Here is a 20,058-nt window from a genome sequence, read left to right on the forward strand (position 1 = left end):
GGAGCCCCCTTGGCCAAAAGCCTCGGTTTGGGTCCGCCATGCAAGCGGCATTGTTGCAAGACCATGCCGTGCAGCGCTCCCGACAGCATGGGACAGCAACCGAAAGCGGGGCGCTTTGTGCGCTACCATTACCTACCAAATGCGGCGCACAAAACGCCCCATCCGATCCTGAATGGGGGTCGAAAACAGAGAATGCTGCGAAACCCGGAAGCGGAAAGCTTGCCGGGGTTGAGGTGCAGAAAAAGGGAAAGACGTTGTTTGACACCGTGCCAACCACATCCCCCGTCATCCTCGGGCTTGACCCGAGGATCCAGACACAAGTCCATAAGGTAGTCCAAAGGCTGGATGGTCGGGTCAAGCCCGACCATGACGGAGAGGACGCGCAAACGCCCCTCACCCTGACCCTCTCCGCGCCAAGCAGGGAGAGCGGAAACCACCGCCCGCCCCTTGCGCCACAACCAAAAACATGTATAAGCGCGCTTGATCGTTTAGACCCGGTCTTTTGGCTGGTGGCTGAACGGAGGGCCGAGTGGGGTACCACTCGTCATGGAAACAAAGGTTTCCGGCCTCCCGTGTCTCCGCTCTCGACCGTATCTCAGAAACGCTTTTCTTGCTGCTTTTATAGCACCTTGAACAGTCGTTGAGGCTTGGCGCCGAAGCCCGGGTTTTGATCGAAACGCAAGAAAGGCAAATCAATGGCACTTTACGAACACGTATTCCTGGCCCGCCAGGATATCACGGCTCAGCAGGTTGACGGTCTTGTCGAACAGTACAAGGGCGTTCTGGAAGGCAATGGCGGCAAGGTTGGCCGTGTTGAAAACTGGGGCCTGAAGTCCCTCACCTACCGCATCAAGAAGAACCGCAAGGCACATTACGTGCTGATGGACATTGATGCACCCGGCGCGGCTATCCACGAAATGGAACGCCAGATGCGCATCAACGAAGACATCCTTCGCTACATGACGGTTTCTGTTGAAGCCCATGAGGAAGGCCCTTCGGCCATGATGCAGAAGCGCGACCGTGACGACCGCCCGCGTCGTGACGACCGTGGCCCCCGCCGCCAGTTTTAAGGAGAAATCATCATGGCTGAAGCACGCCGTCCGTTCCACCGCCGCCGCAAGAGCTGCCCGTTCTCCGGCGCGAATGCACCGAAAATCGACTACAAGGACGTTCGCCTCCTGCAGCGCTACATTTCCGAGCGCGGCAAGATCGTTCCGTCCCGCATCACGGCCGTTTCCCAGAAGAAGCAGCGCGAACTGGCCAAGGCCATCAAGCGCGCCCGTTTCCTCGGCCTTTTGCCTTACGTCGTCGCGTAAGTTTGCGATGACCGCGCAGGGCTCTGACTCTGCGTGAGGATATTGACTCTGGCGAAGGCCGCTCACCTTGATGTGGCCTTTTCCCCTCCCTTCCGCGATGGGCGCGGATCGGAAATTCAACGAAATCCCATGTTGGGGACACCTCCCCTAACTGCTCGAAGGCGGCAGGACAGCGAAATGAATGTGAACCTGAAATCGATAGCGATCGGCCTTGTGGCCGGCATCACGTCAGCGCTCCTCGTGCTGGCGGCGACCGCGCAGCTGTCGTTTTCGCTGGTCTTTCTCGTTCTCGCCGGCATTCCCGTTTTCATCGCCGGTCTCGGTTTTGGTGCCATCGCTTCGGTTGCCGCACTGGCGGGCAGTTTTGCAACGCTGTCCCTCGCCATCTCGCCGCTCTTTGCGCTCGGCATTCTCGCTCTGCCGCAGCTGCCTGCGGCCTGGATGAGCTATGAGGCCAACCTTGCCCGCCCGGCCAGCGAAATCGGCGGACCGGAAGAAGTGACTGCCTGGTACCCGCTTTCCGACATGCTGCTGCACATGGCCGTGATCGTCGCCGCAGCACTTTCGGCAACGCTGCTTCTCACCGGCTACAACATTTCGGTTGCCCAGGAGCTTGTCGATGTCGCCGCTGAGGTGATGCGCGAGCAGGATCCCGCGATGGCCTATGACGATGCGATGCGCGCATCCATGGCCAAGCTTTATTTCTACCTGCTGCCGCTCATGCAGGCGCTGGTCTCCGTCGTGACGATTTTTGCGGCCTATTATTTTTCCGCGCTGATTGTGCGCATGTCCACCCGGTCATTGCGTCCGCGCGAAGATATGCCCTCCACGCTGCGCATGCACTGGGCTGGCGCCTTCTTCTTTCTCGGCGGTATCGTCTTGATGTTTTTCGGCGGCAGTGCAGGCATTGTGGGCGCCGCTGTTTGCGGGGCCTTCGCGGGCGGGTTTCTGCTGTCGGGGCTTGCATCGTTTCACATGCGCAGCCGTGGCAAGAGCTGGCGCACACCGGCGCTTGTCCTCGCCTATCTCACCATTTTCTTCTCGGGCTTCTTCTTCATCGCAACGGGTCTTCTCGACACCCGGCGTGCGGTGGCGCTGACGCCCAATGGAAAGTCAGACAAGAACGAAAACAACTGATCTAACGAAAGGAACGCAAACCATGGACGTTATTCTTCTTGAACGTATCGCAAAGCTCGGCCAGATGGGTGAAACCGTCAAGGTCAAGGACGGCTATGCACGTAACTACCTGCTGCCGCAGGGCAAGGCGCTGCGCGCCAACGAAGCCAACAAGGCTCGTTTTGAAGCCGACCGTGCGGTGCTCGAAGCCCGCAACAACGAACGCAAGTCTGAAGCAAGCGCGATTGCTGAAAAGCTCGAAGGCAAGTCCTTCATCGTCGTTCGCTCCGCTGGCGAAACCGGTCAGCTTTACGGCTCTGTTGCCGCCCGCGACGTTGCAGAAATCCTCAACAATGAAGGTTTCAATGTCGGCCGCAACCAGGTTGAACTGAACCAGCCGATCAAGGCCATCGGCCTGCATGAAGTCAAGCTGCACCTGCATGCCGAAGTGGAAATCACCATCGAAATGAACGTTGCCCGCTCTGCTGAAGAAGCCGAACGTCAGGCCAAGGGTGAAGACCTCACCTCTGCCGAGGCCATCTACGGCGTTGACGAAGATGCTCTGAAGCCGGAAGACTTCTTCAACCCCGATGCTGACTACGACGACGAAGATGAAGCCGTCGCCGACGAGGAAGAAGCAAAGGCTTAAGCTTTGCTTTTCGCTTGAAAATTCAGGCATTATGACGATGCCCGGCCTCCTGGCCGGGCATTTTTGCGTCTGCCATTTTAACCAAGTGTTAAAGAAATTGAATTGATTCACGACCGCAAATTTGTAATCCTAGATAACAATACCGGTGTTGATTTCGGAATGTTTCCTTTTGGTCCCCGCCAAAAAGAGTGACAAAACAACAAGAAAACGCCCCAGCGCTCGACGCTTGCCATAGCGGTACCCGGTAGGACCTGAAGGAAATGTGCCGTCGGCTCCGGCAGTCTGCAAACACGAGGTTTGCCAGTGTGGAGTAGATGAGCATGAACCGTTTCCTTGATTCCTTTTTAAGAAAAGCCCTGGTTAAAGGGCATCTCGAAGTCACAACCGCTAGCGGCGAAAATCGCGTCTATGGCGATGGCACAGGTCCGCGTGTCCATATCAGGCTGGTGCGCAAGGAGGCCGAGCGCGGCTTGCTTCTGGACCCGGCGTTGAAACTCGGCGAATATTATATGGACGGCACGCTGGAGCTTGTTGAAGGCACCATGTTCGACCTCCTGAAGGTGACGCTGACCAATATGCCGGGCAGCGTGGAGACCAAGAACACCTTCGCCCGCATTGCGCTAGGGATGCGCAAATTCACCGATCTCGTCAACCGCGGCAATACGCTGATCAGGGCGCGCCACAATGTGAAGCATCACTATGATCTTTCCGGCGCACTTTACGACCTTTTCCTCGATAGCGACCGGCAATATTCCTGCGCCTATTATCCGACGCCGGAAACGACGCTTGAGGAAGCACAGCTTGCCAAGAAACAGCACATTGCAGCCAAGCTGAACTTCAACCGGCCGGGCCTGAAAGTGCTGGATATCGGTTGCGGCTGGGGCGGTATGGGGCTTTATCTGGCCCGCACATTCGGCGCGAAGGTTACCGGTGTCACGCTGTCGGACGAGCAGCTGGCAATCGCCAATCAGCGCGCGGCCAAGGATGGCCTTGCCGAGGATGCGACGTTCCTGCTGCAGGATTATCGCAACCTCGACCAGAGGTTTGATCGTATCGTTTCCGTCGGCATGTTCGAGCATGTCGGCAAAAAGGGCTTCAACGAATATTTCGCCAAGGCCGCGGACCTGCTTGCCGACGACGGTGTGATGCTGATGCACACAATTGGCCAGGCGTCTGCACCGACACCGACCAATCCCTTCATCGAGAAATATATCTTCCCAGGCGGCTATATTCCCTCCATGTCGGAAGTGCTTGTCGCGATCGAGAAATCCGGTCTGATGCTGGCCGATGTCGAAGTGCTGCGCTACCACTATGCCGAGACACTGCGCGACTGGCGCAAACGCTTCCACGCACACTGGAAGGACGCCGCAGCACTCTATGACGAAACCTTCTGCCGCATGTGGGATTTCTATCTTGCATCTTCGGAAGCCGCATTCCGCTTCCTCGATCTCAACGTCTTCCAGTTCCAGCTGGTCAAAAGCCGCGATGCGCTGCCGATGACACGCGACTATATCGTGGACACCGAGCGACGGATCGTTTCGATGGACAAACAGTCTATGTGCCTGGCGGCTGAGTGATCGGGGAAAGAGGCCGGCGGCCAAGCTCTAACGCCGGTCCCCCGCACGTTCTCCGCAAAGGTTCAACGCGCCGATTCGGGCAACCCAAACACCGCATCAAATGCGTAGTTGAACAGGTACGTGTAGATCACGAAGCCGATGGCATAGACGATGTCGTAGAACAGGGCGTCGATGAGCGACAGTGACAGCCACCAGGCCATGACCGGAACAAGGACGACCAAAAGGCCCAGTTCGAAGCCGGCGGCGTGCGCGAACCGGCGGCGCACGGACCGTCCCTTCACCGTCTGGCGGGCCTCCCACCACTCGAAGCCGGAATTGTAGATATAATTCCAGATGACGGCCACTGCTGACGTTATGACGGCAAAAGTGCTGGTGTCGAAAAGCGGTTTGTCGAGCACAAGCGCGAGACTGGCTCCAATCAACACGACGGCGACGATCTCGTAAATGACGACATAAACCAGCCGGCGGATTCTCGGTGACATTGGCCTTGCGGCTCCTTGAATGGTTTGAAAAATGCGACACGAAGGCCTAGGATCAGGACATAAGTCAGGCGTCGCGGGCGCACAAAAGCATGGGCCCAAAGCGTTTGCAACTGTCAAACAAATTTCCCGCATTTGCGACTTTAATTTTCTTGGCTGTGGGAATCGGGCATAATAGACATGCGACCCAGACTCCCGCAGGTTCCGGAGTTAAAAAGGGTTAACGCAAAACAAACAGCCAAGAGAGCAGTCGGACAATGAATGAGGCGGTACGCAAGCTGGAGGCATCGGCCAATGAGGAACAGCAATATCGCGAAGCCCCCAACAATGTGGAAGCCGAGCAGGCGCTTCTCGGTGCAATGCTCGTCAACAATGATGCCTTCTATCGCGTTTCGGACTTCCTGAAGCCGAGCCATTTTTACGAGCCCCTGCACCGCAAGATTTTCGAGGTTGCCGGCGATATTATCCGCATGGGCAAGATCGCCAATCCGGTGACGATCAAGACCTTCCTGCCTGCCGACGAGAAGGTCGGGGCAAACATGACGGTGTCGCAATATCTGGCCCGTCTGGCCGCCGAAGCCGTTTCGATCATCAATGCCGAAGACTATGGACGGGCGATCTACGATCTGGCGCTGCGCCGCGCGCTGATTTCAATCGGCGAAGATGTGGTGAACACCGCCTATGATTCGCCCCTCGATGCCTCCCCCCAGGCGCAGATTGAAGAAACAGAGCGGAAGCTCTTTGAACTGGCCGAGACCGGTCGTTATGATGGTGGCTTCCAGTCGTTCAACGATGCGGTTGCGCTGGCCATTGATATGGCGGGCGCTGCCTTTGAACGCGACGGCCATCTGTCCGGTATTGCCACCGGCATCAACTCGCTGGATGCCAAGATGGGTGGACTGCAGCGCTCTGACTTGATCATTCTGGCTGGCCGTCCGGGTATGGGTAAAACCTCGCTTGCGACCAATATCGCTTACAATATTGCCGCTGCTTACGACCCGGAAGTGCTGCCGGATGGCTCCTTCAAGGCGAAAGATGGCGGCGTGGTGGGCTTCTACTCGCTCGAAATGTCGTCTGAACAGCTGGCAACGCGTATCATTTCCGAGCAGACGGAAGTGTCCTCATCCAAGATCCGCCGCGGTGACATTACCGAAGCGGATTTTGAAAAGCTGGTTGCCTGCAGCCAGATGATGCAGAAGGTGCCGCTTTATATCGACCAGACCGGTGGTATTTCCATTGCGCAGCTGGCTGCACGTGCGCGTCGTCTCAAGCGGCAGCGCGGGCTTGATGTGCTGGTGGTCGACTACGTTCAGCTGATGACGGGCTCGAAGAAGTCCGGTGAAAACCGTGTTCAGGAAGTCACCGAAATCACCACCGGGCTCAAGGCGCTGGGCAAGGAGCTGAATGTGCCCATCATTGCGCTGTCCCAGCTTTCCCGCCAGGTAGAAAGCCGCGACGACAAGCGCCCGCAGCTTTCCGACCTTCGCGAATCGGGCTCCATCGAGCAGGACGCCGACGTGGTGCTCTTCGTGTTCCGCGAGGAATATTATGTGAAGAACGCCGAACCGCGTGATCCCGATGATCCGAAATATGCCGAGTGGGAAGCGCAAATGGAAAAAGTGAAGGGTACGGCTGACGTGATCATCGCCAAGCAGCGTCACGGACCGACTGGCACCGTGAAACTTGCCTTCCAGGCGGAATTCACCCGCTTCGCCGATCTCGCCGATCCAAGCTTCATGCAGTACGAAGAGCATTGAGGCAATCAGGCGACGTCGCGAATGCCCAGCCTATCGCGATAAACTGCAGGCGTGACGCCGGTTCTTGCCTTGAAGTGCCGCGTCAGGTGCGGTTGATCGGCAAAACCGCATTCGAATGCAGTGTCGGCGATAGACATTCCCGTCTTCAGCATCGATTTTGCTTCACGGATGCGCCGGTTGGTCAGCCAGGCATGCGGAGACACGTAAAACGCCCGCGTGAAGGCACGCACCAGATGTGCGCGGGAAAGGCCGGCTTCTGCTGCAATGTCCGCCAGGCTGATATCGTCTGAGAAATGCGCCTCCATGAAATCGCGGGCAATATGCACCGGTTTACCTGCGGCAACCTCTTTTGGCGCTGGCTTTTCAGCGCCGTAGACCATCATGAGGCGTTTTAGAAAGTCGATAAACCGCGCCTCCGATTCCAAACGGTCCGCACCCATTTCCAACTGCTTGTGAAGGGACACGAATTCACGGGCGAAACCGGGCGCTGAGGCTGCGGCAACGCTGAAGGAGGGCGTTCCAGACAGCGGCTTGCCGGTGATATCTTCCAGCATCTCGCGCATCAGGGCCACGGAGGGATAGATGATGCGGTAGCGGTAACCTTCATCGACCGGCCTGCCCTCGTGCACATCCTCGGGATTGATCAGATAGAGGTCGCCTGCGCCTGCGGTATGTGCGGTCCCTTGTATCCGGTATTTCTGCAAACCCGCTTCCATCGCTCCGATCCCGAAGGTGTCGTGGCTATGCGGGGAAAATTGTAGCGTGTGAAAGGTTGCCGACATGCATTCCATGTCTGCAAAACGCTCATCACGCCAAAAGGAAACCTTTTCGCGTGGCGAAAGCGGCATATCAAAGCCGCTGCCATCTACCGTATCACTCGTCATCAAAAGCAATTTAGCGCCGCTTTGACCGCGCGTCTTGAACAAAAGTGCTTCAAACGGACATCATGCGGTTTTTCATGACGTGCCACCGCAAACTGGCACCCCAGTTTCATCAGACTGTTCTATTGTGCAGCGCGATACATGAGGCTAAGCATTTACAAATGACTGAATTTGATCCTGATACCCTTTCTTTCACGCCGTTCGATGCGGCACCTGCGCGCCTTATCATCCGCCCCCAGGCTGTGGTGGAAAATTGGCAGAGAATGCAAAAACTTTCTGGCAAGGCCAGGGCTGCAGCGGTGGTGAAGGCCGATGCCTATGGGCTTGGCGCGGAAGAGATCGTGCCTGCACTTTATGATGCGGGCTGCCGCGACTTCTTCGTTGCTGTTCCAGATGAAGGCATGCTGGCGCGCGAAGTGGCGCCCGACGCGCGCATCTTCGTTCTTTCAGGTGTCTGGCCGGGAACAGAGGCGCAGTTTTTCGATTATGATCTTGTCCCGGTTCTGGCGTCTGAAGATCAGGTGGCGTTCTGGACCAATGCTGTTTCTCAAAGCGGCGAGCACCCGTGCGCGCTGATGGTGGATACGGGCATGAACCGGCTGGGGCTCAGCGTCGATGAGGCGATTGCCCTTGCCAACGACCCGACCCGGCCCGCCAGCTTCTCACCGGTTCTGCTTCTCAGCCACCTTGCCTGTGGCGACGAGCCGGAGCACCCACTGACGCGCCAGCAGCTTGAATCTTTTCAGAAGGTTGCAGCCGTGTATGAAGGGATTGAATCAAGCCTTTCCAATTCCGCCGGGATCACGCTCGGGGCCGATTATCACTTCGATCTCACCCGCCCCGGCATTTCGCTTTATGGCGGTTCGACGGGAAATCCGGACTTCAAACCGGGTGCGTCCGTTGTGACGGCTGAGGCGCGCATTGTGCAGCTGCGTGACATCAAGGCTGGCGAAGGCGTATCCTACGGCGCAACGTTCAGACCGACACGTGATACGCGCCTTGCCGTTGTTGCGGCCGGTTATGCGGATGGTTTCCATCGCTCGCTGTCCGGCTCCGGCGTGCCACTGCGCCAAGCCGTTCAGCAAGGGGCCATGGGCTTTGTCAATGGTCACCGTGTGCCGCTTGCAGGCCGCATCACCATGGACCTGACGATTTTCGATGTGACCGATGTTCCAGACGGCGACATCCGCGTCGGCGACTATATCGAGCTGATCGGCGAAAACATTCTCCTGGACGATGTGGCCAAGGCGGCGGGCACGATCGGTTATGAACTGCTCACCGGCCTTGGAAACCGCTACCAGCGGATTTACGTCTGACCGCTATTCTGCAGCCTGCGTCACAACATCCTGCGCACGGCGCATGGAGACCGAAATTCCGTTGAGCACCGAATTGCCCGACAGCGGGTCTCGGGTTGCCGTTGCAATCAGCCGATTGACATTGGCTCCCGGGTTGCGGGCAGCGACTGCGCCTTTCGTTCCCGGCTGATCGTGACCCCAGCCATGGGGAAGACTGATGACGCCGCGCATCATGTCTTCCGTCAGCTCCACCGGAGCCTGAATCGTGTGACCATTGGCGGTGAACTCCGCCAGATCGCCGTCTTTGAGCCCGTGCCGACGGGCATCTTCGGGATTGATCAGCGCCTTAAAGCGGTTCGGCCCTTTGGCGAGCGTTGGTAGATTGTGCATCCAGCTGTTGTTGGAGCGCACATCACGGCGACCGATCATGACGAGGTCGGGAATGGGGTCTGCGAGGGTATCCTGCACGCGATTGAGGTCGGCAATGAATTCTTCCGGCGCAAGCTCGATCTTTCCGGATGGCGTACGCAGGATTTCGGGAATGCGCGGCTGCAACGCGCCCAGATCAATGCCGTAACGCTCGGCCTTGACCTTGGCCAGGGTGAGGCCCTGCGGGTTGGCACCGAAACCATCGCCATAGGGGCCTGAACGCAGCTCGAGTTCGAGCAGACGCTGCGGACCACGATAGGCGGAGACGGCGGCCATGACCTGATCAGCCATAGGGCCTGCGGCCTTTTCAACCTCTTCGCGGGTCATTTCATCATCAAGAGCGGCGATGTCTGCATCTTTGCCAAGCCCGCGCAACAAGGCGACGACACGCTGAATGATCTCCCACTCTTCCGGCTGTTCGGGGTCCTTTTGCAGAAGCGGTTCAGAATAGCGCGCATAGTTGCGCCATGAGAGCTGCGAAAAGCTGATGTCCCAATGATCATCAGCCAGTGCCGAGGGCGGTGGCAGGATGACATTGGCGTGGCGTGTCGTCTCGTTGAGGTAAATGTCGAAGCTCACCATGAAATCGAGCTGATCAAGGGCCGCAGCCAGCTTCTCGCCATCAGGCGTGGAAAGCACAGGGTTTGCAGCCACCGAGAACAGGGCGCGGATACCGTTTTCGCCCGCCCCGGTGATTTCCTCGGCCATCGTCGAAACAGGAAACTCGCCCATCACATCCGGCGACCTGGCAACTCGCGAGTGACGGCGGGCAACGGGTACGCCCCTGCCCTGACCCGGCTTGCCTTTTGTGTTGTGCGCAAAGGCGGGTGCCTTTGGAAACATCGCCCCACCCTCGCTGTCGAGATGGCCGGTCAGGATGTTGATCACGTCAACCAACCAGTTGTTGAGCGTGGCAAAACTTTGCAGGCAGGTGCCGATGCGACCATAGAGAACGGCCTTCTCCATTCGCGCCAGATCGCGGGCAAGCTGGCGCACAGTTTCGGCCTCCATGCCACAGAGCGGGGCCATTTCCTCTGCCGGGAACGGTTTCAGTGCGGCTTCGAGCGCTTTAAGACCGTTTATCCATTCGCCGAGACGGCCAAGACGCACCAGATTTTCGTCAAACAGCGTGTGCGCCATGCCCAGCAGCAGGTAAATGTCTCCGCCTGGGCGTATGAAATGATGTTCGTCGGCCACTTTCGCCGTTTCGGTGCGGCGCGGATCAATGGTGACGAGACGACCGCCACGGGCGCGCAACTCGCGCGCCTTGCCGCGGAAATCGGGAACGGTCCACATGCTGCCGTTCGAAGCCATCGGGTTTCCGCCCAGAACAATCAGAAGGTCGGTGCGCGTAATATCCGGCACAGGGACGCTGAGCCACGAGCCGAACATGGCACCGACGGCACGGTGCTTGGGCATCTGGTCGACCGTGGAGGCGGAAAAGACATAAGGAGAGCGCAATTCACGCAGCATGCGGATGGCGTAGAGCGAGAGGCCGTAACGATGGGCCACCGGATTGCCGAGAACCGTTCCGACGGCATCAGGACCATGCTTTTCGATGATCGGCAGAAGGCCGCGCTCTATCTCGGCAAAGGCCTCATCAAAGCTTGCTTCCTCAAAGCGCCCGTTACGTTTGACGAGTGGCTTGCGTAGACGGTCAGGGTCTTCGTGCAGATCAGCGAGCGATACGCCCTTGGGACAGATATAGCCGTTTGAAAAACCGTCTTCGGCGGCCCCGCGGATGCTCAGGACCTTGCCGTCTTCGTGGGTAATCTCCAGGCCGCAGCAGGCTTCGCAGAGCGGACAGATTCGGTAGCTGGATGTGGCGGCCATGTTTTCCTCCCATGGTGCAGTTCGCGTATTATTCTACCGTTTTGGATACTGTACAAGGCTGAACGAAATAATTCGCCTTTCAAGCCAGATATATCGCATTTTAATGATCGGTTTTATGGGCGGGTAACGGAACTGTGCTAAATCAATGCGCAGTTATAATTCGTTCAACCAGCAACCGATGATGACCATGACCATGAGTGAACAGAATCAGTCTCATCCGGCAGAGGAAGAAACCGCAACGGTCCGGGCGCGCCGCAGCCGGGTATTGAAAGGCGCGCATGCTGCATTCAACCATGAATTCAGCGCAGTGCCCTGCACAGTTCGTGACGAAAGCGAGACCGGCGCAAAGGTGCAATTTGCCGATGGATGGTGGGTGCCGGATCACTTTACGCTTTTCGTTGAAATCGATGGCTACAAGGTGGAATGCGAAAAGGTGTGGCATAGTGGAAACTCCTATGGCGTTCGCTTTACCAGCCAGAAAATGGAAACGGCTGCAGGCAGACGTCAGACGGTGGCGGCCGATGGATTCGCCAGGGACACCAGCGAGACCGACATGAACCAGCAACGGGGCCAGTTTGATTCCGCCTTCTCATCCCGGCCGCGCCGCACACAACAACGGGCGTTCGGCAAACTGGGGCGTTGACCCGTCTTTTTAGCGCCGGGTGCCGGAACGCGGATTGGAAAAAGAATTTGCTGTGGAGCTTTTTCCAATCTGACTTCGCCGGTTGCCTTGAACGATCTGGAAGGTTATGCACCGGGAAACACTTTTCCCGGAACGCGTATCAGTGGCCAAAGCCAGAACCCAATTTGTCTGCCAGAATTGTGGAACAGTGCATGCGCGCTGGGCCGGAAAGTGCGACGGCTGCGGCGAGTGGAACACAATCGTCGAAGAAGACCCGACCGGCGGGATCGGTGGGGGCCCCGGCAAGACACCGAAAAAGGGCCGCCCGGTTGCGCTGACAGCATTGTCCGGCGAAATCGAGGAAGCGCCACGCATTCAAACCGGCATCAGCGAACTTGATCGGGTAACCGGCGGCGGCTTCGTGCGCGGGTCGGCCATTCTGGTGGGTGGCGATCCTGGCATCGGCAAGTCGACCGTGCTGATGCAGGCTGCCGCAGCGCTGGCGCGGCGCGGGCAAAAGGTCATTTATGTGTCTGGTGAAGAGGCCGTTGCCCAGATCAGGCTGAGAGCCCAACGCCTCGGGGCCGACAATACGGATGTGCTGCTGGCGGCCGAAACCAATGTTGAAGACATTCTGGCAACCCTGGCAGACAGCGGCAAACGGCCCGACCTCTTCATCATCGATTCCATTCAGACGCTTTGGAGCGACACGGCTGATTCTGCACCCGGTACAGTGACACAGGTGCGCGTGGGCGCGCAGGCCATGATCCGTTACGCCAAACAGACCGGTGCGGCTGTGGTGCTGGTCGGCCATGTGACCAAGGATGGGCAAATTGCCGGTCCGCGCGTGGTCGAGCACATGGTGGACGGTGTTCTTTATTTCGAGGGCGATCGCGGTCACCACTACCGCATATTGCGCACCGTGAAGAACCGCTTCGGGCCAACGGATGAAATCGGCGTTTTCGAAATGTCCGACAAGGGGCTGCGCGAGGTTTCAAATCCGTCTGAACTGTTTCTCGGCGAGCGCAATGAAAAATCGCCGGGCGCGGCCGTCTTTGCCGGCATAGAAGGTACACGCCCGGTGCTGGTGGAGGTGCAGGCGCTTGTGGCACCGACCTCGCTCGGCACGCCGCGGCGCGCGGTGGTTGGCTGGGACTCTGCGCGCCTTTCCATGATCCTTGCGGTCCTGGAAGCCCATTGCGGCGTTCGCTTCGGCCAGCACGATGTCTACTTGAATATTGCCGGCGGATATCGCATCTCTGAGCCGGCGGCAGACCTTGCTGTTGCCTCCGCGCTTGTTTCCTCGCTTGCCGGTATTGCCCTTCCCGCCGATTGCGTCTATTTCGGCGAAGTCAGCCTCTCAGGCGCGGTACGCCCTGTGGCGCAGACGGCCCAGCGTCTCAAAGAAGCCGAGAAGCTGGGGTTTACCAAGGCTGTTCTTCCCGCCGCCAGCCCGGAAATGCCCAAAGGGCTATCCGGCCAATGGAGCGGGATTGAAAGCCTACCCGATCTGGTGGCGCGAATTGCCGGTTCACGGCGAGCGTTACAACGGGATGAGGATATGGAATAATGCCCCTTGGCTCTGGCAGCCAGCCAGCTTATGGGGACCGTTGAAACGGGCCGCGCGGGATGCGGTTTTGGAGTTTTGATATATGCCCATCACAATTCTTGACGGTGTCGTTCTTGGCGTTGCACTGTTTTCTGCGGTTCTCGCAATGGTGCGCGGCTTTTCGCGCGAAGTGCTGTCGCTGGCCAGTTGGGGCGGCGCGGCCTATGCCGCCTACAAGCTCTACTATCTGCTTGTACCCTATGCCCAACAGTATACAACATCGAACACGGTGGCCGTTGTCGGTTCGGCGGCGGTCGTGTTTCTCGCGGCGCTGATCGTCATTTCCTTCATCACAATGAAGATTGCCGATTTCATCATCGACAGCCGTATCGGCGCGCTTGACCGTACGCTGGGCTTCATTTTCGGCGTTGCGCGCGGTATCCTGATTGTTGTTGTTGCCATGACCTTCTTCAACTGGCTTGTGGAGCCGCCGCAGCGTCCCGACTGGGTGACCAACGCGAAGTCCAAGCCGATGATCGACAATCTGAGCGATAAGCTGCGGGCATTGCTGCCGGAAGATGTCGACGCCATGATTGCGCCCTACAAGGGTGCTCTGGAAAATCAGGAAGCCCCCGCAGACGGCGCAACGTCGAACTGACAGCGGGCGCATAAAAGGACCGATCGCATGGTCAATATCGAGAATATGGCGACAGCAGACGAGAACGAGGCCGATGCATTCCGTGACGAATGCGGCGTATTCGGCATTTTCGGCAAGACCGATGCCGCCTCCATCGTCACACTCGGCCTGCATGCACTGCAGCATCGCGGGCAGGAAGCCGCCGGTATCGTTTCCTACGATGAGGGGCATTTCTATATCGAACGGCATGTCGGCCTGATTGGCGACACGTTCACCAAACCTTCGGTTATGGCACGCCTGCCCGGCAGCCGAGCCATTGGCCACACACGCTATTCCACGACCGGTGGCGAAGGGCTGCGCAACGTGCAGCCGCTGTTTGCCGAATATGAGGGCGGCGGATTTGCCATTGCCCATAACGGCAATCTGACCAACGCACTGACGGTGCAAAAAACGCTGCAGAAGCGCGGTGCGATTTTCTCCTCCACCTCCGACACCGAGACCTTCCTGCACCTGATCGCCATGAGCGAGAAGAGCGGTTTTCTGGAACGCTTCATCGACGCGATCAAGCAGGTCGAAGGCGCCTATTCGCTGGTTGGTCTTTCCGAAAAGAAGATGATCGGCGCGCGCGATCCGCTGGGCATCCGTCCGCTGGTTCTGGGCGATCTGGACGGGGCCTATATCCTGGCCTCCGAAACCTGCGCACTGGATATCATCGGTGCACGCTATGTGCGTGACGTGAAGGCCGGCGAAGTGGTGGTGATCACCAACAAGGGTGTGGAAAGCCATTTCCCCTTCGAGAATACGCCGTCGCGGTTCTGCATCTTCGAATATGTCTATTTCGCGCGTCCGGATTCCAATCTTGAAGGCCGCAATGTCTACGAGGCCCGCAAGCGGATTGGCGAAGAGCTGGCGCGGGAAAACCCGGTCGATGCCGACCTTATTGTGCCGGTGCCGGACTCCGGTGTTCCGGCAGCCATCGGCTACAGCCAGGAATCGGGCATTCCCTTCGAGCTCGGGATCATCCGCAACCATTATGTGGGCCGGACCTTCATTCAGCCCACGCAGTCGATCCGGCATATGGGCGTAAAGCTGAAGCACAATCCAAACCGCAAGATGATCGAGGGCAAGCGCGTCATCCTGGTGGACGACAGTATCGTTCGCGGTACGACGTCGCAGAAGATCGTGCAATTGGTGCGCGACGCGGGTGCGAAGGAAGTGCATATGCGCATTGCCTCGCCGCCAACCATGTCACCTTGCTTTTATGGTGTGGACACGCCGGAAAAGGCAAAGCTTCTGGCCTCGCGCATGTCTGTTGCCGAAATGGCCGATTTCATCAAGGTGGATTCGCTCTCCTTCCTGACAATCGATGGGCTTTACCGGGCGGTGAATGTGGCGCAGCGCGACACGGAATGTCCGCAGTTCTGCGACGCCTGTTTCACCGGCGAATACCCGACACGCCTGACCGACCAGGAAGGCATTTCCAACGTGCGGAGCCTGTCGCTCCTGGCAAGCAATGGATAAGAAATGACGGACAAGAAGCTGGAAGGCCGCGTGGCACTGGTGACCGGTGCATCGCGCGGTATCGGTTATTTTACCGCTCTGGAATTGGCAAAGGCTGGCGCGCATGTGATCGCCTGTGCACGCACGACCGGCGGACTTGAAGAGCTGGACGATGCCATACAGGCGGCGGGCGGTTCAGCCACGCTGACACCGTTCGACCTCAATGACATGAAAGCCATCGACGCGCTTGGCGGTGCTATCCACGAGCGCTGGGGCAAGCTTGATGTGCTGGTGGCCAATGCCGGTATCCTCGGCGTCATCTCGCCGCTCGGACATGTGGAGGCAAAGACATTCGAAAAAGTGATGGCCATCAACGTGACGGCAACATGGCGGCTGATGCGCTCTGTGGAGCCGCTGTTGAATGCATCGGATGCGGGTCGCGCGCTGATCCTGTCTTCTGCAGCAGTCCACAAATGCAAACCGTTCTGGGGTCCCTATTCGGCCTCCAAGGCTGCTGTTGAAGCATTGGCGCGCACATGGGCTGCTGAAAAGGTCAATTCTCCCATACGGATCAACGCAATCGATCCGGGCGCGACCCGCACGGCCATGCGCGCGCTTGCCATGCCGGGCGAAGATCCAGACACGCTGCCGCATCCTTCAACTGTTGCGCAAGCCATCCTGCCGCTCGCCTATCCGGAGCTTACTGAAACCGGCAAGCTTTATCTGGCGCGCGAAAAACGCTTTGTCGACTACCGGATGCCGGAATAAAGACGGCTCAAAACCAACCGGCGAAGGACGACACTGAAAGCAGGGCGACAGAGAGCGCACTGAGAAGCGTGATAAAGACGCCAACCCAGCGCCACACGCCTGCATCCGGTGTTTGGCCTGCCGTGATAAAGACTGCGCGCAGCAATGCGAAAAGGTAGACCGCAAAGGCCGCCAGCAAAAGCCCGAGAATAATGCCGGAAACCTGTTCGCCAATACCGACCGCGTGAAGCAGGATCGGTGCGATCACAAGGGCTGGCACGACAAATAGCAAAATGCCGAAATTGCCGATCCAGAACGTGTCGCCAAGGGAGAGCCTTGCAGACAGAAGCTGGCCGAACCAGCGCGGCGTGAAATACTGTTTGCGCTCATCCAGGCTTTTTGTCAGCTCTTCGAATTCATCGGGCATGATTTGTCCCACTGCGTTTTGTCCAGTTATCCCGAACGCTTCCGGGGAAAACAGGATAACCGGAAACGCTCTATCTCTTTGTTTTGCCGCATTGTCCGACGCCGAAGCGAGCGCGCTTCGGCTGGAAATGCTCTAACTCAACTGGACCTGCTCGGTTCCAACTTCAGGGACCGTCCGCCTGAATATCCTGCTCTTCAGGCGCGGAAAAGGCATCGCCGCCGCCATATTTCTTCTGCCAGGCACGGGCTCCGAACGGCAGACTGATCAGATAGCAGGCGACGGCCACCACGAGTGTCTGCCACGGGTAAACCATGAGGATTGCTACCAGAAGCACCACGGCCATGATGAGCGGGAGGGTGTAGCCCCGCGGGATTCGCGTGCCCGACTTTCCCGACCAGACCGGCACACGGCTGATCAGCAGCGCGCCGATAATGAGAGTATAAACGGCAGAAAAATAGGCTGTCGTGGCTGTCGGCTGCATGCCGAGAAAGCTCAGATAAACCGGGGCAAGAACCAGAAATGCGCCCGCAGGGGCAGGAACACCGACGAAAAACTCCGATTGCCAGGGCGCTTTGACGGCGCTCTCTGCCATCACATTGAAGCGGGCAAGCCGCAAGCCCGAGCATATGGCAAAGGCCATCGCCGCAATCCAGCCAAGCGAATGGATGCGGTCGAGCGCAAATATATAGAGGACCAACGCTGGCGCGACGCCGAAATTAATAATGTCGGCGAGCGAATCCATCTGTCCGCCAAATTTCGTCGAAGCCTTGAGCAGGCGCGCGACACGGCCATCAATGCCATCCAGAAGCGCTGCAATGAGCACCATTTGCACGGCAAGTTCATAACGGAACTCGATGGCAAAGCGGATGCCCGTCAAACCCGCACAGATCGCCAGGACGGTGATCAGGTTCGGGATAATCAGACGCAGCGGGATTTCCTTCAGGCGCGGTCCGCGCGCCGAAAGGTGTTCCTCTTCAGACTTGTCTGGGTGGTCGCTCATATATGCACTTTCAGCGTTGTTAGGTGCGGCGGCTGGTGACCGGACCACGGCTGCCGTTGAATTCGGCCAGGACCGTTTCCCCTGCGATTGCTGTTTGGCCCACGCTCACGCGCGGCTCTGCACCCTCGGGAAGGAAAACATCGAGGCGCGAACCAAAGCGGATGAGGCCGAAGCGCTCGCCGGCTTCGAGATTTTCTGCTTCCCTGGACCAGCAGACGATGCGACGGGCGACCAGGCCGGCGATCTGCACGACGCCAATGTCACCCTTCGCTGTTTCAATGACGAGGCTGTTGCGCTCGTTGTCGGTGCTTGCCTTGTCCAGCTCGGCATTGAGGAATGCGCCTTCCGAGTAAACAATATCACGGATGCGCCCGCGCATGGGTGCGCGGTTCACGTGGCAGTTGAAGACATTCATGAAGACGGAAATTCTGAGCATGGTTTCAGTGCCAAGCCCCAGTTCCGCCGGAGGCGTGATGTGGACAATGGAGGAGACGCGTCCGTCTGCAGGCGAAATGACCAGGTCTTCGTCCTGGGGCGTGACGCGTTCGGGATCGCGGAAGAAATAGGCGCACCAAAGCGTCAGGATCAGGCCCACCCAGAAGAGCGGATCCCAGATCCACCCCAACACCAGGGAGCCCACAAAGAAGGCAGCCACAAAGGGATAGCCCTCTTTGTGTACGGGGACGATCGTGTTGCGGATCGTATTCATCAGGCTCATTGGCAAACTCCAGATTATGAGCGGTTGTCTAACGCCAACCATATCAAAGGGCAACAGCCTTGCCGAGGCTCTTTGCCGTCTTTACCCGGAACACGGCATTCCGTGCCACAACGGGCCAGGCGACGGTAAACTCAACCTTAACCAAGGCAAAAGAAAGATACACCATCTTCTATCTTTCCTTCACCAGTTGGGCGCAATCTGGCCGGCAAGAAAAACAACATAGCCAAGCAGACCGATGAACCTTTACGCATACAAAGAAACCCTTGACACAAACGCTGCCGCCGGCGGGGTGTTCTGGCTTCGCGAAAGCAACATGGCCCTCCCCTCCACCTTTGTTGGTGAAACAATCTCGTCGATTGACATGGCCTCGCTTTCAAGAATTGAGGGCGAGTGCATTGTGTTCGTATCCTCCGTGTTCGAAGCCGCCACGCGCCTGGTGCAAGACGTGCGCAAAGCCATGAAGCGCAGTGACTATCTCGTCTTTGTCAGCGAAAACGAACTCTCGGCCAATTGGGTGAACCGCCTCCTCTCCAGCGGCGCCGACGACGTGGTTTCGACTGATGACCGGCAGCTGAGCACCGCGCTCAAGAAGGCCCACCATCATATCCGCTACCGCAGAACAGCGGCGGCAGAATTACGAGACGCCTATTCGAATCTGACGTTCGTTCAAAATGCAATCGACCAGCTTCCAGCGCCCATCTTCTTCAAGAACCGCGCGGGTGAGTATCTTGGTTACAACAGCGCTTTTTTGAAGATGATCGGACTGGCTGAATACAACGTCTATGGGAAGACGGCGCTGGAGCTGTTCCCCGAAGAACTGGCGAACCATTACCACCGCGCCGATGCAGAGCTGATGGATCGCGGCGGCACGCAGATTTACGAGGGACGGGTGAAGTTTGCCGATGGAACGGTGCGCGACGTCTGTTTCAACAAGGCGGTAATCCAGGACGATGACGGGAATGCCGCAGGGCTTGCCGGCGCAGTTCTCGATATCTCCGAACGCAAGGCTTACGAAACCGCATTGAAGGAGCTTGCCGAGCGCGATCCGCTGACGCGGGCCTATAACAGGCGCAAATTTTTCGAAGCCGCAAAATCTGCGATCACGCATGCCATGGTAAAGGGTCGGCCACTCACAGTTGCGATTCTCGATATCGACCACTTCAAACAGGTCAACGACACGAGCGGTCATCTGGCCGGTGATGCCGTACTTTGTGCACTTGCAGATCTGATGATGACCATGTTCAACGAACCGGATTGCACAGCGCGTGCAGGCGGTGAGGAATTCTATCTGCTTCTGAGTGACACGGACGAAAAGCAGGCGGAAGAGCGTCTGGAGGCGCTGCGCCAGGCTATTTCCGAACTGCAGGTCGATACGCCAGCCGGTGTGATGTCGGTGACCGCGTCGATCGGCTTCTGCGCATTGCGGGACGGTGACTTTTCCATCTCGCGGCCGATCAGCCGCGCCGACAAGGCGCTCTACTGCGCCAAGAACGGCGGACGCAACCGAATCGTATCCGCCGCCTAGG

The 20,058-nt window shown here is 58.0% G+C and carries 19 protein-coding genes; 13 read left to right on the forward strand and 6 right to left on the reverse strand.

What is annotated here, in order from left to right; translation table 11 throughout:
- Positions 1 to 695: 695 nt before the first annotated feature.
- From rpsF to NHF56_RS09975, 5 genes are all read left to right on the forward strand, one after another.
- A complete protein-coding gene (rpsF, locus tag NHF56_RS09955) occupies positions 696 to 1,070 on the forward strand; it encodes a 30S ribosomal protein S6 (RefSeq protein WP_252803896.1) in 375 nt (124 codons plus the stop codon).
- Between the two features lie 12 nt (positions 1,071 to 1,082).
- Complete coding sequence (gene rpsR, locus NHF56_RS09960; protein WP_252803897.1) at positions 1,083 to 1,316, forward strand: 30S ribosomal protein S18; 234 nt, start codon at positions 1,083 to 1,085, stop codon at positions 1,314 to 1,316.
- A 177-nt stretch (positions 1,317 to 1,493) separates the two neighbouring features.
- Entirely contained in the window at positions 1,494 to 2,453 is a 960-nt protein-coding gene (locus tag NHF56_RS09965) for a DUF2232 domain-containing protein (RefSeq protein WP_252803898.1), read from the forward strand.
- A gap of 22 nt (positions 2,454 to 2,475) precedes the next feature.
- The gene (gene rplI, locus NHF56_RS09970) at positions 2,476 to 3,081 is read left to right on the forward strand and encodes a 50S ribosomal protein L9 (protein WP_252803899.1); all 606 of its coding nucleotides are present in this window, start codon (positions 2,476 to 2,478) and stop codon (positions 3,079 to 3,081) included.
- A gap of 320 nt (positions 3,082 to 3,401) precedes the next feature.
- Positions 3,402 to 4,658 (forward strand): cyclopropane-fatty-acyl-phospholipid synthase family protein, encoded by a 1,257-nt coding sequence (locus NHF56_RS09975; RefSeq protein ID WP_252803900.1) that lies wholly within the window; start codon positions 3,402 to 3,404, stop codon positions 4,656 to 4,658.
- A 62-nt stretch (positions 4,659 to 4,720) separates the two neighbouring features.
- On the opposite strand, the gene NHF56_RS09980 is transcribed toward NHF56_RS09975, so the two are convergent.
- Positions 4,721 to 5,140, reverse strand: coding sequence for a PACE efflux transporter (locus tag NHF56_RS09980; protein ID WP_252803901.1), 420 nt, complete (start codon positions 5,138 to 5,140; stop codon positions 4,721 to 4,723).
- 254 nt (positions 5,141 to 5,394) lie between these two features.
- Here NHF56_RS09980 and NHF56_RS09985 point away from each other — a divergent pair, with 254 nt between their 5' ends.
- Positions 5,395 to 6,894, forward strand: a complete 1,500-nt coding sequence (locus NHF56_RS09985; protein WP_252803902.1) for a replicative DNA helicase — start codon at positions 5,395 to 5,397, stop codon at positions 6,892 to 6,894.
- A gap of 5 nt (positions 6,895 to 6,899) precedes the next feature.
- Here NHF56_RS09985 and NHF56_RS09990 read toward each other — a convergent pair whose 3' ends face one another.
- Positions 6,900 to 7,778 carry an AraC family transcriptional regulator gene (locus tag NHF56_RS09990; protein WP_252803903.1) on the reverse strand — a complete coding sequence of 293 codons (879 nt, stop codon included), beginning with the start codon at positions 7,776 to 7,778 and terminating at the stop codon, positions 6,900 to 6,902.
- Between the two features lie 158 nt (positions 7,779 to 7,936).
- On the opposite strand from NHF56_RS09990, the gene alr reads away from it, so the two are divergent.
- The gene (gene alr / locus NHF56_RS09995) at positions 7,937 to 9,091 is read left to right on the forward strand and encodes an alanine racemase (RefSeq protein ID WP_252803904.1); all 1,155 of its coding nucleotides are present in this window, start codon (positions 7,937 to 7,939) and stop codon (positions 9,089 to 9,091) included.
- A gap of 3 nt (positions 9,092 to 9,094) precedes the next feature.
- Here alr and NHF56_RS10000 read toward each other — a convergent pair whose 3' ends face one another.
- Positions 9,095 to 11,332: a molybdopterin-dependent oxidoreductase gene (locus tag NHF56_RS10000; RefSeq protein WP_252803905.1), complete on the reverse strand. Its 2,238-nt coding sequence runs from the start codon at positions 11,330 to 11,332 to the stop codon at positions 9,095 to 9,097.
- 193 nt (positions 11,333 to 11,525) lie between these two features.
- Between NHF56_RS10000 and NHF56_RS10005 the strand changes: the two genes are divergently transcribed.
- From NHF56_RS10005 to NHF56_RS10025, 5 genes are all read left to right on the forward strand, one after another.
- Positions 11,526 to 11,975 (forward strand): PilZ domain-containing protein, encoded by a 450-nt coding sequence (locus NHF56_RS10005; RefSeq protein ID WP_252803906.1) that lies wholly within the window; start codon positions 11,526 to 11,528, stop codon positions 11,973 to 11,975.
- Between the two features lie 142 nt (positions 11,976 to 12,117).
- Positions 12,118 to 13,524, forward strand: coding sequence for a DNA repair protein RadA (gene radA / locus NHF56_RS10010; RefSeq protein WP_252803907.1), 1,407 nt, complete (start codon positions 12,118 to 12,120; stop codon positions 13,522 to 13,524).
- An 82-nt stretch (positions 13,525 to 13,606) separates the two neighbouring features.
- Entirely contained in the window at positions 13,607 to 14,161 is a 555-nt protein-coding gene (locus NHF56_RS10015) for a CvpA family protein (protein WP_252803908.1), read from the forward strand.
- 45 nt (positions 14,162 to 14,206) lie between these two features.
- On the forward strand, positions 14,207 to 15,661 hold the full coding sequence (purF, locus tag NHF56_RS10020; protein WP_373456294.1) for an amidophosphoribosyltransferase: 1,455 nt from the start codon (positions 14,207 to 14,209) through the stop codon (positions 15,659 to 15,661).
- A gap of 3 nt (positions 15,662 to 15,664) precedes the next feature.
- Complete coding sequence (locus tag NHF56_RS10025; RefSeq protein WP_252803910.1) at positions 15,665 to 16,408, forward strand: SDR family NAD(P)-dependent oxidoreductase; 744 nt, start codon at positions 15,665 to 15,667, stop codon at positions 16,406 to 16,408.
- A gap of 7 nt (positions 16,409 to 16,415) precedes the next feature.
- Here the strand turns inward: NHF56_RS10025 and NHF56_RS10030 are convergent, their stop codons facing one another.
- The 3 genes from NHF56_RS10030 to NHF56_RS10040 all read right to left on the reverse strand — a co-directional run bounded on the left by NHF56_RS10030 (position 16,416) and on the right by NHF56_RS10040 (position 18,532).
- The gene (locus NHF56_RS10030; RefSeq protein ID WP_252803911.1) at positions 16,416 to 16,814 is read right to left on the reverse strand and encodes a hypothetical protein; all 399 of its coding nucleotides are present in this window, start codon (positions 16,812 to 16,814) and stop codon (positions 16,416 to 16,418) included.
- Positions 16,815 to 16,977: 163 nt separating this feature from the next.
- Positions 16,978 to 17,814, reverse strand: a complete 837-nt coding sequence (gene pssA / locus NHF56_RS10035) for a CDP-diacylglycerol--serine O-phosphatidyltransferase (RefSeq protein ID WP_252803913.1) — start codon at positions 17,812 to 17,814, stop codon at positions 16,978 to 16,980.
- Positions 17,815 to 17,833: 19 nt separating this feature from the next.
- Positions 17,834 to 18,532 carry a phosphatidylserine decarboxylase gene (locus tag NHF56_RS10040; protein WP_252803915.1) on the reverse strand — a complete coding sequence of 233 codons (699 nt, stop codon included), beginning with the start codon at positions 18,530 to 18,532 and terminating at the stop codon, positions 17,834 to 17,836.
- 235 nt (positions 18,533 to 18,767) lie between these two features.
- On the opposite strand from NHF56_RS10040, the gene NHF56_RS10045 reads away from it, so the two are divergent.
- Complete coding sequence (locus tag NHF56_RS10045; protein WP_252803917.1) at positions 18,768 to 20,057, forward strand: diguanylate cyclase; 1,290 nt, start codon at positions 18,768 to 18,770, stop codon at positions 20,055 to 20,057.
- Position 20,058: the final 1 nt, after the last annotated feature.

The sequence above is a fragment of the Rhizobium sp. L1K21 genome (genome assembly GCF_024055895.1).
Lineage (GTDB): Bacteria > Pseudomonadota > Alphaproteobacteria > Rhizobiales > Rhizobiaceae > Ensifer_A.

Bases quoted from the DNA above. Each gene is read 5' to 3' on its own strand.
- purF (WP_373456294.1), top strand. From the start codon at position 14,207: ATGGCGACAGCAGACGAGAACGAGGCCGATGCATTCCGTGACGAATGC.
- NHF56_RS09985 (WP_252803902.1), top strand. From the start codon at position 5,395: ATGAATGAGGCGGTACGCAAGCTGGAGGCATCGGCCAATGAGGAACAG.
- rplI (WP_252803899.1), top strand. From the start codon at position 2,476: ATGGACGTTATTCTTCTTGAACGTATCGCAAAGCTCGGCCAGATGGGT.
- pssA (WP_252803913.1), bottom strand. From the start codon at position 17,814: ATGAGCGACCACCCAGACAAGTCTGAAGAGGAACACCTTTCGGCGCGC.
- alr (WP_252803904.1), top strand. From the start codon at position 7,937: ATGACTGAATTTGATCCTGATACCCTTTCTTTCACGCCGTTCGATGCG.
- NHF56_RS10025 (WP_252803910.1), top strand. From the start codon at position 15,665: ATGACGGACAAGAAGCTGGAAGGCCGCGTGGCACTGGTGACCGGTGCA.
- NHF56_RS10015 (WP_252803908.1), top strand. From the start codon at position 13,607: ATGCCCATCACAATTCTTGACGGTGTCGTTCTTGGCGTTGCACTGTTT.
- NHF56_RS09965 (WP_252803898.1), top strand. From the start codon at position 1,494: ATGAATGTGAACCTGAAATCGATAGCGATCGGCCTTGTGGCCGGCATC.
- NHF56_RS09975 (WP_252803900.1), top strand. From the start codon at position 3,402: ATGAACCGTTTCCTTGATTCCTTTTTAAGAAAAGCCCTGGTTAAAGGG.
- rpsF (WP_252803896.1), top strand. From the start codon at position 696: ATGGCACTTTACGAACACGTATTCCTGGCCCGCCAGGATATCACGGCT.
- NHF56_RS10000 (WP_252803905.1), bottom strand. From the start codon at position 11,332: ATGGCCGCCACATCCAGCTACCGAATCTGTCCGCTCTGCGAAGCCTGC.
- NHF56_RS10005 (WP_252803906.1), top strand. From the start codon at position 11,526: ATGAGTGAACAGAATCAGTCTCATCCGGCAGAGGAAGAAACCGCAACG.
- NHF56_RS09990 (WP_252803903.1), bottom strand. From the start codon at position 7,778: ATGACGAGTGATACGGTAGATGGCAGCGGCTTTGATATGCCGCTTTCG.
- NHF56_RS09980 (WP_252803901.1), bottom strand. From the start codon at position 5,140: ATGTCACCGAGAATCCGCCGGCTGGTTTATGTCGTCATTTACGAGATC.
- NHF56_RS10045 (WP_252803917.1), top strand. From the start codon at position 18,768: ATGAACCTTTACGCATACAAAGAAACCCTTGACACAAACGCTGCCGCC.
- NHF56_RS10040 (WP_252803915.1), bottom strand. From the start codon at position 18,532: ATGAGCCTGATGAATACGATCCGCAACACGATCGTCCCCGTACACAAA.
- NHF56_RS10030 (WP_252803911.1), bottom strand. From the start codon at position 16,814: ATGCCCGATGAATTCGAAGAGCTGACAAAAAGCCTGGATGAGCGCAAA.
- rpsR (WP_252803897.1), top strand. From the start codon at position 1,083: ATGGCTGAAGCACGCCGTCCGTTCCACCGCCGCCGCAAGAGCTGCCCG.